The following is a 14288-nucleotide window of genomic DNA, read 5'->3' on the forward strand; positions in this document are numbered from 1 at the left end:
GCCACGGGCGCATGTCACCCTCGCGCGGAGCCAATTCGGGAGAAGGCAGCATGATCGGGAGGATCGCCACGGTAGCCGCGGCCGCCGCAGCAGGTCTCGTTTTCAGCGCACTGACATGGGCGCCGGCCGCCACGGCCGCGCAGATCACGCGCTTTTCGCCCGAGGGGGTGAATCCGCAGGTCCGCCAGGTGGCCATCCGCTTCGACGAACCGATGGTGCCGATGGGCGACCTCAAGGCCCAGGCGCCGGCCACGGTGTCCTGCACCGGCGGCGCGGTGGGCGGCAGCGGCCGCTGGGTCAACGCCAGCAACTGGGTCTACGACTTCGAGCGCGACTTGCCGCCCGGCGTGCGCTGCGCCGTGCAGGTGGTGCCCGGGCTCAAGAGCGTGGCCGGCAAGGCGTACGCGGGCAAGGGCGAGTACCGGTTCGAAACCGGCGGCCCGGTCGTGATCTCGGCGCGGCCGTCGGGCGGCGAGATCGAGGAAGACCAGGTGTTTGCGCTGCGTTTCAATGGCGCCGCCACGGCCGGATCGATCCGCAGCCACGCCTGGTGCCAGGCCGAGGGCCTGGGCGAGCGCATCCCCGTGCGGCTGCTGACCGGCAAGGAGCGCGACGGCGTGATCGAGGCGCTGCACTGGAAGGAAGTGGTCAAGCGCGACGCCGACGCCGTGCACCTGCTGACCTGCCAGCAGCGCCTGCCAGCCGGCGCGCGGATGCAGCTCGTGCTGGACGCCGGCATCGCCACACCTTCCGGCCTGGCCACCACGGCGGCGCGCCGCTTCGATTTTCAGGTGCGGGAGCCGTTCACCGCCGGCTTCACCTGCGAGCGCGAGCGGGCCGAGGCCCCCTGCACCCCGCTGCGGCCGATGACCGTCACGTTCACGGCGCCCATCGCACGCAAGGCCGCCGCGCAGATCGTGCTCAAGACGCCAGCCGGCAGCCAGGCGCCCGCCTTCGATCCCGACGACGCCCCGGACGCACCCGTTTCCAGCGTGACGTTCAAGGGTCCGTTTCCCGAGAAGGCCAGCCTGACCATCGAGGCGCCGCGCGATCTCAAGGACGAGAGCGGCCGCGCGCTGGCCAATGCCGACCTGTTTCCGATCAAGCTGACCACGGCCGCGCTGCCGCCGCTGGCCAAGTTCGCCGCCGCGCCGTTCGGCGTGGTCGAGCGCTTTGCGGACCTGCCGCGCGGCAAGTCGCCGAACGACTATCCACCGCTGCTGCCCGTGACGCTGCGCAATGTCGAAGCCGACCTGCCGGCGCTGGCCGTGCGCGCGCAGCCGGGCACCGTGGCGCGGCTCAAGGTGGATGACGACGGCGCCATCCTGCGCTGGTTCGGCATGGTCAAGCGCATGCACGAGAACACCTGGACGCGCGAGCAGCTTGCGGCCATCCGCGCCGGACAGCCGCCGTACAAGGTACGCGTGCCGCGCAACGCGCCGGCCATCGAGACGCGCTCGGTGTCGCTGCTCGAAGGCGTGCCCGGCGCCGGCAAGCTGGCCATCCCGAAATCGACGGACACCACGCCGCGCCCGTTCGAGGTGGTCGGCATCCCGCTGCCCGAACCGGGCTTCCACGTCGTGGAAATCGCCTCGCCGATGCTGGGCGCGGCGCTGCTCGGCAAGCCGGTGCCGATGTACGTGCGCACCGCCGCGCTGGTCACCAATCTGGGCGTCCACTTCAAGCTGGCGCGCGGCGAGGGCGACGGCGACATGAGCGGCCTGGCCTGGGTGACGGGGCTGGACGACGGCAAGCCCGTTGCCAACGCCCGCGTGGCCGTGCGCAGCTGCGACGGCACGCTGCTGGGCCAGGGCACCACCGACGCCACCGGCGTCGCGCGCTTTGCGAAGCTGCCGGACCGCCGCTACGAAGACTGCGACAACGGCATGGAGGGCTACTTCGTGTCGGCCCGCATCGGCGCCGATCATCCGCAGGCGCGCGGCAAGGCCGACATGGCGTTCGTCATGTCGAACTGGAACCGCGGCATCGAGACGTGGCGCTTCAACGTGCCCACCGACCTGAGCCCGCAGCAGACCGTGCGCGCCCATACCGTGTTCGACCGTACGCTGCTGCGCGCGGGCGAGACCGTGTCGATGAAGCACCTGATCCGCAACGAGACCTCGCAGGGCTTTGCGCTGCCGCAGGCCATGCCGACGCAGCTCGTGATCACGCACGAGGGCACCGGCCAGACGTACGAGATGCCGCTGGCGTGGCGCACCACGGCCACGGGCGGACGCAGTGCCGAGAACGCGTTCCAGGTGCCGGCATCGGCCAAGCTCGGCGTCTACGACGTGGCGCTGGTCTACGGCGACGGCCGCACGCTCTCAAGCGGCGGCTTCCGCGTGGAGGCGTTCCGCCTGCCGGTGCTGGCCGGCACGCTGTCGGTGGCCAAGGACCCGAAGGCGAAAGGCAACGCGCTGGTCGCCCCGGCCGAGGTGCCGGTGGGCGTGGAGATCCACTACCTGAACGGCGGCGGCGCGGCCGGGCTGCCGGTGCGGCTGTCGGCGCTGATGCGCAACAAGTCGGTGAACTTTGCCGACTACGACGAGTTCTCGTTCGACGTCCCGCGCGCGGCGCAGCAGAGCAGCAGCGGCGACGAGGAAGAGGACGAGGCGTCGTCGCCCGACGCATCCGAAAAGCTGGTGGCCGACAAGCTGCCGCTGACGCTGGACAAGGACGGCAACGGCAAGCTGACGGTCAAGGACCTGCCGAAGGTGGACGCGCCGCGCGACCTCGTGCTGGAGGCCGGCTTTGCCGATCCGAACGGCGAGATCCAGACGCTGCGGCAGACCGTGCCGCTGTGGCCGTCGGCCGTGGTGGTGGGCATCCGCGCGGCCAACTGGGTATCGGTCAGCCAGAAGCTGGCCGTGCAGGCCGTGGTGCTGGACACGCAGGGCAAGCCCGTGGCCGAGTCGCCGGTGCAGATCAAGGCCCGCGCGCGCATCACCACGTCGGCGCGCAAGCGCGTGGTCGGGGGCTTCTACCGCTACGACAACCGCAGCGAGACCAAGGACCTGGGCGTGGTGTGCGATGCGCGCACCGACGCGCAGGGCCGGGCGCGCTGCGACGTGGCGCTGTCGCAGGCTGGCGAGGTGGAGCTGGTGGCCAGCGCGCGCGACAGCGACGGCCGCGCGGCGCAGGCCGCCACCACGGTGTGGGTCACCCGCCAGGGTGAACTCTGGTTCGGCGGCGAGAACCACGACCGTATGGACGTGCTGCCCGAGAAGAAGTCGTACGCGCCCGGCGACACCGCCGTGTTCCAGGTGCGCATGCCGTTCCGCCGCGCCACGGCGCTGGTGGCGGTGGAGCGCGAAGGCATCCTCGACACGCAGGTCGTCGAACTGAACGGCAGCGATCCGACGATCAAGCTCAAGGTCAAGCCCGAGTGGGGGCCGAACGTCTACGTGTCGGTGCTGAGCCTGCGCGGCCGCCTGCGCGAGGTGCCGTGGTACTCGTTCTTCCAGTGGGGCTGGCGCCAGCCGATGGACTGGTGGCGCGCGTTCCGCAGCGAAGGGCGCGAGTACGTGGCGCCGTCGCCGCTGGTGGACCTGTCCAAGCCCGCGTTCCGCCTGGGGCTGGCGCAGATCCGCGTCGGCAGCGACGCCTACCGGCTGGACGTCTCGGTGACGCCGGACAAGGCCAGCTATCCGGTGCGCGGCCGCGCCCGCGTGACGGTGCAGGTCAAGCTGCCCGACGGCAAGCCGGCCGCCAATGGCGAAGTGGCGCTGGCCGCCGTCGACCAGGCGCTGCTGGAGCTGATGCCGAACGCGAGCTGGAACCTGCTCGACGCGATGGTCCGGCCGCGCAGCTACGGCGTGGAGACGTCGACGGCCCAGATGGAAATCATCGGGCGCCGCCACTATGGCCGCAAGGCCGTGCCGGCCGGCGGCGGTGGCGGCAAGAGCCCCACGCGCGAACTGTTCGACACGCTGCTGCTGTGGAACCCGCGCGTGCAGCTCGACGCCGAGGGCAAGGCCGCGCTGGAGGTGCCGCTCAACGACTCGCTGACGAGTTTCCGCATCGTGGCCGTGGCCGACCTGGGCGTGAACCGCTTTGGCAGCGGCAGCGCGACGATCGCCGCGACGCAGGACCTGCAGATGATCTCGGGCCTGCCGCCCCTGGTGCGCGAGGACGACCGCTATCGCGCGATGTTCACGCTGCGCAACACCACCCAGCGCGCGATGACCGTGGAAGCCATCGCGCGCGCCACGCTGGTCGACGCCCAGGCGCTGCCAGCCCAGACCGTGCAGATTCCGGCCGGCGAGGCGCGCGAGATTGGCTGGGACGTCACCGCGCCCGCGCTGCTGGCGTTCAGCCGCGCCGGGACCGTGATGTGGGAGGTAGCCGCGGCCGAGAAGGGCACGGGCGGCGCCAGCGACAAGCTCAAGATCGCGCAGCAGATCGTGCCGGCCGTGCCCGTGACCGTGCAGCAGGCCACGCTGGCGCAACTGACGCCGAACCTGTCGGTGCCGGTGCAGGCGCCGGCCGGCGCGCTGGCCGATCCGTCGGGCCGGCTGCGCGGCGGCATGCAGGTGTCGGTGCAGTCGTCGCTGGCCGGCGGCATGCCGGGCGTGCGCGAATGGTTCCGCGTCTATCCGTACAGTTGCCTGGAGCAGCGCTCGTCGAAATCGCTCGGCATGGGCGACGCGGCCGCGTGGGATGCGCTGATGGCGCAGCTGCCGTCGTACCTGGACACCGACGGGCTGGCCGCGTACTACCCGCTGGCGAGCGACAGCGCACGCGGCAGCGAGGTGCTGACGGCCTACCTGCTGGCCATCTCCGACGAGGCGTCGCGCGCGGGCCTGCCGATGCGGATTCCGGACGCGCAGCGCGCGCAGATGGAGCGCGGCCTGGCCGCCTTTGTCGAGGGCCGCATCGCGCCGCCGCGCTGGGCGCCGGCGTCGGCGTCGATGGACCTCGACGTGCGCAAGCTGGCCGCCATCGAGGCGCTGTCGCGGACCGGCAAGGCCCAGGCGCGCATGCTCGGGTCGATCCAGATCCTGCCCGAGCAGTGGCCCACGTCGGCGCTGATCGACTGGCTCGGCATCCTGTCGCGCGTGCAGGACATCCCCGAGCGCGACAAGCGCATGGCCGATGCCACGCAGTTGCTGCGCAGCCGCCTCACCGTGCAGGGCACGCGGCTGGTGTTCTCGACCGAGCGCAGCGACAACTGGTGGTGGCTGATGTCTGGCGGCGACGTCAATGCGGCGAAGCTGCTGGCGCTGGCGTCGCAGCTCCCGGCCTGGAAGGACGATGTGCCGCAGCTGGTGACCGGCCTGCTGGGCCGCCAGACGCGCGGCGCGTGGATGACGACCACGGCCAACGCCTGGGGCGTGATGGCGATCCGCCGCTACGCGCAGGTCTACGAGAAGACGCCGGTGGCCGGCACGGTGCACGCCACGCTTGGCGATGCCTCGCGCACGTTCGACTGGGCGAAGGCCGCGCGGCAGGACGGCGTGGCCAGCGGCATGGTCGACCTGCCCTGGCCGGCGGCTGCTTCCGGTACGCCCGGTGCGCCGGCCCCGCTGCAGGTGGATCAGCAGGGCGCGGGCCGGCCGTGGGCCACGGTTCGCGCGCTGGCCGCCGTGCCGCTGCGCGAACCGGTGGCGGCCGGGTATCGCATCCGCCGCACCGTGACGCCGGTGGAGCAGGCGGTGGCGGGCAAGTGGTCGCGCGGCGACACGTACCGCGTGCGGCTCGACATCGACGCGCAGGCCGACATGACGATGGTGGTGGTCAGCGACCCGGTGCCGACCGGCGCGACGATCCTGGGCAGCGGGCTTGGCCGCGATTCGGTCATCGCCACGCGCGACCAGAAGTCGGCATGGTCGGACTTCGTCGAACGCACGCCGGAAGCCTATCGCGAGTACTTCGGCTTTGTGCCGAAGGGGACGCTGGCCGTGGAGTACACGGTGCGGCTCAACAATGCCGGCGAGTTCGCGCTGCCGCCGAGCCGCGTGGAGGCGATGTATGCGCCCGACGTGTTCGGCGAGACGCCCAACGCCAGGCTGACCGTGGGGGCCGCCAAGTGAACTGGATCGCCATGCGGATGCCCCCGCGCGTGCGCGAATGGTGGTTCGCCGGTGTGCTGGCCGGCGTGACCTACGGCGTGCTGCTGTTCCAGGTGTCGCTCGAACTGCCGGCCGGCACGCCGCTGACCGGCCAGATTGCCTACCAGCCGGTGTGGAAGACGGCGATGGCGCTGCTCCTGGCGCGCGCGGCGTGGTTCCACCGGCCCCGGCCCGAGCGGCGCTGGCTGGTGACCGCGCTGGTGTTCTCGGGCCTGGGCGACTTCCTGCTGGCGATGCCGGGCCTGAAGATCTCGTTCATCGGCGGGCTGGGCGCCTTCCTGATGGCGCACCTGGCCTACCTGCGGCTGTTCGTGCCGCTCGGGGCCGACCTGCGGCCGCACCGGCTGGTTGGCTGCGGGCTGGTGATCGGCGCGGCGGGTGCGCTGCTGGGCCGCTTCTGGCCGAACCTGGGCCCGCTGACGTGGCCCGTGGTGGCCTACATCGGCGTGCTGGCGGCCATGGCCTGCGCGGCGCTGCTGGCGCGGCTGCCCACGCCGCTGGCGGCCATCGGGGCGCTGTGCTTCGTGATGTCCGATGCGCTGATCGGCACGGCGCGCTTCCTGTCGCCGTTCGACACGTACCAGCTTGGCATCTGGTGGACCTATGCCATCGCGCAGGTGCTGCTGGTGGCGGGCGTGGTGGCGGGGCGCGGCGAGTGAGGGTGTGACATGAAGCGAGGCACCTGGGCACTGGCGGGCGTGCTGCTGCTGTGGGCGGCGGTGGCCCAGGCCGTGCCCACGTTCCGCGAGGTGCGCGGCAACTGGCGCAGCGCGGACATCGTCGTGACCGACCGGCACGGGCAGCCCGTGGCACGCGTGCGCGACGACTTCCAGGCACGGCGCGGCGACTGGGTGACGCTGGCCGATACATCGCCCGCGCTGCGCACCGCCATCGTGCTGTCCGAGGACCGGCGCTTCTACGCGCACAGCGGCGTGGACTGGCAGGGCGTGGCCGCTGCGGCGTGGGCCAACCTCTGGAACACGCGCACGCGCGGCGCGTCGACGCTGACGATGCAGTTGGCCGGGCTGCTCGACGACGACCTGCGCGCCCGTGGCGGGCGCAGCTTCGGGCAGAAGGTGGGGCAGGCCATCAGTGCGTCGTCGCTGGAACGCGGCTGGAGCAAGGACCAGATCCTCGAAGCCTATCTGAACCTCGTGCCGTACCGCGGCGAACTGGTGGGGCTGTCGGCGATGTCGCAGACGCTGTTCGGCAAGGTGCCGAGCGGTCTCGATGCCCGCGAGTCGGCGGTGGCCGTGGCGCTGGTGCGCAGTCCGAATGCGTCGGCGCAGCAGGTGGCCCGCCGGGCATGCGGCATCCTGCGCGAGATGCGGCAGCCGCGCGAGTGCGACGGGCTCGACGGCTTCACCGCGCTGGTGCTGGCGAAGTCGACCCGGGCGGGCGCCGACAGCATGCACGCGCGCCGCGACGCCAACCTTGCGCCGCATCTGGCACGGCTGCTGGTGACGCGCGCCCGGGCGGCCGCGCCGGCTGGCACGGCCCCGCCGGCGCGCATCGTGTCGACGTTGGACGCGGCCATGCAGCGCGTGGCCGCCGACAGCCTGGCGCGCCACCTGCGCGAACTGGCCGGGCGCAATGTCGAGGACGGCGCCGTGGTGGTCATCGACAACGCCAGTGGCGACGTGGTGGCCTATGTCGGCTCGTCGGGCGCGCTGTCGGCGGCGGCGGAAGTGGACCACGCGGCGGCACTGCGGCAGGCCGGATCGACGCTGAAACCGTTTCTCTACGAGCAGGCGATTGAGGAGCGGCGGCTGACGGCGGCGTCGCTGCTGGACGACCGGCCGGTGAACCTGCCCACCGGCGGCGGCCTCTACATTCCGCAGAACTACGATCATCGCTACGCGGGCTGGGTCAGCCTGCGCGCGGCGTTGGGGTCGTCGCTGAACGTGCCGGCCGTGCGCACGCTCGTGATGGTCACGCCGCACCGCTTTCATCGGCGGCTGGTGTCGCTGGGCCTGCCGCTGACGCAGTCGGGCGACTACTACGGCTACAGCCTCGCGCTGGGCAGCGCCGATGTGTCGCTGCTGTCGCTGACCAACGCTTATCGCAGTTTCGCCAATGCGGGCACTTATGCACCGCCGCGCATGGCGATGGATGCGCCGCGGCCGGCGTCGCGCGCGGTGATGTCGCCGGCGGCGGCGTACGTAATTGGCGACGTGCTGGCCGATCGCCATGCCCGGGCGCGGACGTTCGGGCTCGACAGTCCGCTGACCACGCGCTTCTGGACCGCCGTGAAGACCGGCACCAGCAAGGACATGCGCGACAACTGGTGCGTCGGCTGGTCGCAGCGGTACACGGTAGGCGTGTGGGTCGGCAACGCCAGCGGCGCGGCCATGCACGACGTGTCGGGCGTCTCTGGCGCGGCGCCGGTGTGGCACGAGGTCATGGAGGCGCTGCATCGCGGCACGCCGAGCCGGGCGCCGGCCATGCCCGGTGGCGTGGAGCGCATCACGCTGCAGTTCGAGGACGGCCTGGAGCCGGCGCGCGAGGAAGTGTTCCTGGCCGGCACGACGATGCAGCGCGTGGGCGTGGGCAAGCCCGGCAAGTCGCAGGGCACGCCAGCCATCGCCAGCCCCGCCGACGGGACGATCTTCGCGCTTGATCCCGACATTCCGCCGGCGGCGCAGCGCGTGTGGTTCCACGCCGACGGGCTGACCGGCCAGACCGCCGACGCCGTGAGCTGGCGCCTGAACGGCCAGCCGCTGGGCAAGGGCGGGCAGGTGGCGTGGCTGCCGTGGCCTGGGCGCCATCGCGTGGCGCTGGTGGACGCGCGCGGGCAGGTGGTGCACGAGATCGGCATCGAGGTGCGCGGCGCCACGGTGCGCGACGGGGTGGCGCCGAAGGCGGCCGTGCAGAAGGTGTCGGCGCCGCGCGCGCCGGTGCGCTGAGCGGTGCGCGACAATGGCGCTTCCAATCGCTCACGTCCGACGCCCATGACTGCCCAGTTGCCAACCCTCGATGCCGCCTCCACGGCGGCCCGCCTGCCGTATCCCGAACTGGCTCTGGCCATTGCGTCGATGCTCGGCGAACTGCGCGACGGCACGGCCATGGCGCCGCCGCGCATCGCACTGCCGGTGGGCGACGCCGCGCAGGGGCAGGGCACGCTGCTGGTGATGCCGGCCTGCAACCGCGACATCGTGATGACCAAGAACATCACGGTCCATCCGGACAACCCGTCGCGTGGCCTGCCCAACATCCTGGGCGAAGTGCTGGTGGCCGACGCCCATACCGGCCAGCGCGTGGCGATGCTGGACGGCCCGACCGTCACGGGCCGGCGCACCGCCGCCGTGTCGCTGCTGGCCGCGCAGTCGTTCGCGCCGGATCCCGCCGGCGAACTGCTGATCGTCGGCGCCGGCGTGCAGGCGCAAACCCATCTGGAAGCGTTCATCGCCGGGCTGCCGGTGCGCAAGGTCTGGCTGCAATCGCGCACGCGCGACAAGGCCGAGGCGCTGGCCGCGCAGGCCCGGCTGCTGGGCGTGGCTGCCGAGGTCGTGGACGGTGTGGCCGCCGTGCTGCCGCGTGTGTCGATGGTCGTCACGGTGACGTCGAGCCGGTCGCCGGTGCTGCCGGACCTCGATAGCGGGTTGTGGAGCGATCGGCACTTCGTGGCCGCCGTGGGCGCGTTCCGGCCCGACATGTGCGAGCTGCCGCCGCAGTTGTGTCGCACCGCTTCGGCCGCCGGCCGGCTGCTTGCGGACACGCTGTTCGGCATCGAGGACGAGGCGGGCGACCTGCTGCAGGCCGGCATCGACTGGCAGACCGTGCAGCCGTTCGAGACCGCCATCCTGCAGGCCGACGCGCTGCGGGCGCGCGCCGGCAGTCCGCTGGTGTTCAAGAGCGTCGGCTATGCGCTCTGGGACCTCGCCGCCTGCATCCTCGCCAGCGGCAGGTGACGCCCAACCGGCTTTCGGACCATTCCGAACGGGTGTTTCAGCGCCGGCTATCCGGCAACAAAACCACTCCCGGCGAGTGGTTTTTCATTTGTGAAACGCGACCGTTGCGCCGGCGCGTCGTTTTGCATGCAAATTGGCGAAATTCATTCGCCATCTTTTGGGTTAACCCTGCCTTTAGGGCATTTCTTCTATCATCGCGTCCCGTGTTTGAAACAGTCCGAGAGAGCCAGGCAGGATAATTGCCGCCTGCAGTGGTGGTATTCCAAAGAGGATGGAGTAAGAGGAACAATGAAAAAGATCTATAAGAAGATGCTGATGGCGGGCGCCGCCATGGCACTGGCTGGCGCCGCACAGGCCCAGTCCGCGGGCAGCAACATCGTGAGCCTGGGGTGGATGCGGGTGATGCCCACCGGCGATTCGCAATTCCTGACGATCGACTCGATCGCGGGCCGCCCCACCGGCGGCGTGCAGCGTCCCAACACGGGCGCGTCGATCGACACGGCCGACACGGCCGGCCTGACGTTCGCGCATTTCTTCACCGACAACATCTCGGCCGAGTTCGTGCTGGGCATTCCGCCGAAGCACGACGTGAGCGGCGACCGCGACTACGCCAAGTACGGCAAGCTGGGCGAAGTGCGTCAGTGGAGCCCGGCCATCGTCGCCAAGTGGCATTTCTTCGACGCCAAGACCAAGTTCCGCCCGTACGTGGGCATCGGCGTGAACTACACGTGGTTCACGAGCGAAACCGTGACCAACCAGGGCTTTGTGAACGCGGAATTCGCGCCGGGCGCACGGATGTCGGCCACGGCCAGCTCGTCGTGGAACCCGGTGTTCAACGTCGGCGCCAACTACGCCATCAACGAGAAGTGGTTCGTCGGTTTCTCGGTGTCGTACGTGCCGATCTCCAGCACGGCCCACTTCACGACCACGCTGCCGAACGGCGCCAAGGTCGAATCGCACACCAAGATCAAGATCGATCCGGTGGTCACGTTCCTGAACGTCGGCTACAAGTTCTGATCCCGGCCGGGACCAGAAACAGGAAGGGCACCCTCGGGTGCCCTTTTTTCATGCCGCCGACTTGACCGGGTAGCCGGCTGTCTCGATGGCCTGTTGCAGCGCGTGGCGGTCGGCCGCCGATTCGACCTTGACCGACTGCGACGGCACGTCGGCCGAAACCTGTGCGGCCGGGTCCACCGCCTGCACCGCGCGCGTGATGGCGCCGACGCAGTGATTGCAGGACATGCCTTCGACCTGGAACTGGATCATCGTGTGACTCCTTGGTGACGTGGATAGGGAAGAAGGTAACGCAACGGAGTATGAACCTTCCCACCGTGGGAAGCGCAAGCCCGCCGTCGTCCCGCCGTGCACCTTGACCTTCCAATGATGGTAAGGTCCAGAGTGCATGCATCGCGCCCCGCGCCCTTGCCAAACCCGCTTCCATGTCGACTTCCGCATCCACCCTGCAATCCGCCCCCGCCGCGGCCGAACCGCTTGCCGAATGGCGCCTGCCTGTCGAGGGCATGACCTGCGCGTCGTGCGTGCGCCGCGTGGAAACCGCGCTGGCCAAGGTGCCCGGCGTGCAAGACGTGGCCGTCAACCTGGCCACCGAGCAGGCCACGCTGCACGCCCGTGACGGCGCCGCGCTGGCGGCAGCGGCCCAGGCCGTGGCCGACGCCGGCTACGACGTGCCGCGCGACGAGGTGGAACTGGACATCGCCGACATGACCTGCGCGTCGTGTGTGGGCCGCGTGGAGCGCGCGCTGAGCGCCGTGCCCGGCGTGCAGGCGGCCCAGGTCAACCTGGCGACCGAACGGGCGACCGTCACGGTCCTGCGCGGCACGGCCGATGTGGCCCAGTTGGCGGCGGCGGTGACGCGCGCCGGATACGGCGCCCGGCCCGTGGTGGACCCGGCCGCGCCGGGGCAGGGCGAGGCGCCAGCGCGTGTCGATTTCTGGTCGGGGCCGTGGCCGGTGGGCATCGCCGCGGCGCTGTCGCTGCCGCTGGTGGCGCCGATGGTGCTCGCTTGGTTCGGCATCCACGCCATGCTGCCCGGCTGGGTACAGTGGGTGCTGGCCACGCCGGTGCAGTTCGTGTTCGGCTGGCGTTTCTACAAGGCCGGCTACAAGGCCGTGCGGGCCGGCGCGGGCAACATGGACCTGCTCGTGGCGCTGGGTACGTCGGCGGCGTACGCGCTGTCGGTCTGGCAACTGCTGCAGGCCGGCGACGCCATGCCGCATCTCTATTTCGAAAGCGCCGCCGTGGTCATCACGCTGGTGCGGCTTGGCAAATGGCTCGAAGTCCGCGCCAAGCGCCAGACCGCCGACGCCATCCGCGCGCTCGCCGCGCTGCGGCCCGATACCGCGCGGGTTCGTCGCGATGGTGTGGAACACACGGTGCCGATGGCCGACGTGCGCGTGGGCGACGCCATCGTCGTACGGCCCGGCGAGCGGATTCCGGTCGATGCGGAAGTGGTGGAGGGCACCAGCCACGCCGACGAATCGATGCTGACCGGCGAATCGGTGCCGGTGCCCAAGCAGCCGGGCGATCGGCTGACCGGTGGCGCCATCAATTTCGAAGGGCTGCTGGTGGCGCGCACCGTGGCCGTGGGCGCCGAGACGGTGCTGGCGCGGATCATCCGCATGGTGGAGCACGCGCAGGCCGCCAAGGCGCCGATCCAGCGCATGGTGGACCGTGTCAGCGCCGTGTTCGTGCCGGTGGTGCTGGGCATCGCGCTGGTCACGCTGCTGGGCTGGGGCGTGGTGGCGGGCGACTGGAGCCAGGCGCTGCTCAACGCCGTGGCCGTGCTGGTGATTGCCTGCCCGTGCGCGCTGGGGCTGGCCACGCCGACGGCGATCATGGCCGGTACTGGGGCCGGCGCGCGCGCCGGCATCCTGATCAAGGACGCCGAGGCGCTGGAAGTGGCGCATCGCGTGTCGGTGGTGGCGTTCGACAAGACCGGCACGCTGACCGTGGGCAAGCCCGAGGTCGTCGCGCTGCACGCGGCGGATGGCGACGAGGCCGGCCTGCTGGCGCGGCTGGCGGCGCTGCAGGCGGGCAGCGAGCATCCGCTGGCGCGCGCCGTGGTGGCGCTGGCCGCCGCGCGCGGCGTGGCGGCGCCGGTTGCCAGCGACGTGCGCGCGCTGCCGGGCCGTGGCATCGCCGGTATCGTCGACGGACAGCCGCTGCAGCTTGGCAGCGAGGCGCTGCGCGTGTCGCTGGACGCGCCGGCCGGGCCGCTGCAGGCCCAGGCCGACCGCCTGCGCGGCGAGGGGCGCACCGTGTCGTGGCTGGTCGATCCGGCTCGGCACGTGGTGCTGGGCCTCGTGGCGTTTGGCGATGCGCTGAAGCCCGGCGCGGCGGCCGCCATCGCCCGGCTGCGCGCGGCCGGCATCCACACCGTCATGCTGACCGGCGACAACGCCGGGGCGGCGGCGCATGTGGCCCAGGCGCTGGGCCTGGACGACGTGCAGGCCGAGGTGCTGCCGCAGGACAAGGCGGCGCGCGTCACGGCGCTGCGGCGCGATGGCGCGGCCGTGGTGGCGATGGTGGGCGACGGCATCAACGACGCCCCGGCGCTGGCGGCGGCCGACGTCGGCATCGCCATGTCCACCGGTACCGACGTGGCGATGCACGCGGCCGGCATCACGCTGATGCGCGGCGACCCGGCGCTGGTGGCCGACGCGCTGGCCGTGTCGCACCGGACCGTGCGCAAGATCCGCCAGAACCTGTTCTGGGCCTTCATCTACAACGTGATCGGCATTCCGCTGGCGGTGGCCGGCCTGCTTAACCCCGTGGTGGCCGGCGCCGCCATGGCGTTTTCCAGCGTCAGCGTGGTCGGCAACGCGCTGCTGCTGCGGCGCTGGCACCCGGCGGACACCAGGGAGACGCGATGAATATCGGCGAAGCGGCGGACGCCTCGGGCGTGTCCGCGAAGATGATCCGGCACTACGAATCGATCGGGCTGGTGGCGGCGCCGCCGCGCACCGAGGGCGGCTACCGGCGCTACGACGACCGGGCGGTGCACACCTTGCGCTTCGTGCGGCGCGCCCGTAATCTCGGCTTCTCGCTCGACGAGATCCGCAACCTGCTGTCGCTCTGGCAGGACCGCGGCCGGGCCAGCGCGGACGTGAAGGCGCTGACGCTGCGGCACGTGGCGGACCTGGAAGTGAAGATTGCCGAACTGGCCGCGATGCGCGACACGCTGCGCGCGCTGGCCGAGGCGTGCAGCGGCGACGACCGGCCCGACTGCCCGATCCTGTCGGACATGGCGTCGGACTGTCCGTCCTGCCACCGCTAGGCCGCGCCA

Annotated in this window: 8 protein-coding genes; 7 read left to right on the forward strand and 1 reads right to left on the reverse strand. The window is 71.4% G+C overall.

What is annotated here, in order from left to right:
• Positions 1-50: 50 nt before the first annotated feature.
• The 5 genes from EHF44_RS05805 (at position 51) to EHF44_RS05825 (ending at position 10999) form a co-directional block, all read left to right on the forward strand.
• Positions 51-6032 carry an alpha-2-macroglobulin family protein gene (locus EHF44_RS05805; RefSeq protein ID WP_124682877.1) on the forward strand — a complete coding sequence of 1994 codons (5982 nt, stop codon included), beginning with the start codon at positions 51-53 and terminating at the stop codon, positions 6030-6032.
• A gap of 11 nt (positions 6033-6043) precedes the next feature.
• On the forward strand, positions 6044-6730 hold the full coding sequence (locus EHF44_RS05810) for a lysoplasmalogenase (RefSeq protein ID WP_437340314.1): 687 nt from the start codon (positions 6044-6046) through the stop codon (positions 6728-6730).
• A gap of 9 nt (positions 6731-6739) precedes the next feature.
• A complete protein-coding gene (pbpC, locus tag EHF44_RS05815; protein WP_124682879.1) occupies positions 6740-8977 on the forward strand; it encodes a penicillin-binding protein 1C in 2238 nt (745 codons plus the stop codon).
• Positions 8978-9022: 45 nt separating this feature from the next.
• On the forward strand, positions 9023-9982 hold the full coding sequence (locus EHF44_RS05820; protein ID WP_124682880.1) for a delta(1)-pyrroline-2-carboxylate reductase family protein: 960 nt from the start codon (positions 9023-9025) through the stop codon (positions 9980-9982).
• Positions 9983-10270: 288 nt separating this feature from the next.
• A complete protein-coding gene (locus tag EHF44_RS05825) occupies positions 10271-10999 on the forward strand; it encodes an OmpW/AlkL family protein (protein ID WP_124682881.1) in 729 nt (242 codons plus the stop codon).
• Positions 11000-11047: 48 nt separating this feature from the next.
• Here the strand turns inward: EHF44_RS05825 and EHF44_RS05830 are convergent, their stop codons facing one another.
• Positions 11048-11248, reverse strand: a complete 201-nt coding sequence (locus tag EHF44_RS05830) for a heavy-metal-associated domain-containing protein (protein WP_124682882.1) — start codon at positions 11246-11248, stop codon at positions 11048-11050.
• Between the two features lie 173 nt (positions 11249-11421).
• Between EHF44_RS05830 and EHF44_RS05835 the strand changes: the two genes are divergently transcribed.
• Together EHF44_RS05835 and cueR are read left to right on the forward strand one after the other, a co-directional pair.
• The gene (locus EHF44_RS05835) at positions 11422-13875 is read left to right on the forward strand and encodes a heavy metal translocating P-type ATPase (RefSeq protein ID WP_124682883.1); all 2454 of its coding nucleotides are present in this window, start codon (positions 11422-11424) and stop codon (positions 13873-13875) included.
• On the forward strand, positions 13872-14279 hold the full coding sequence (cueR, locus tag EHF44_RS05840; RefSeq protein ID WP_124682884.1) for a Cu(I)-responsive transcriptional regulator: 408 nt from the start codon (positions 13872-13874) through the stop codon (positions 14277-14279). The genes EHF44_RS05835 and cueR overlap by 4 nt, the downstream gene beginning before the upstream one ends.
• The last annotated feature ends 9 nt before the right edge of the window (positions 14280-14288 follow it).

The organism is Cupriavidus pauculus (assembly GCF_003854935.1).
Classification (GTDB): domain Bacteria; phylum Pseudomonadota; class Gammaproteobacteria; order Burkholderiales; family Burkholderiaceae; genus Cupriavidus; species Cupriavidus pauculus_C.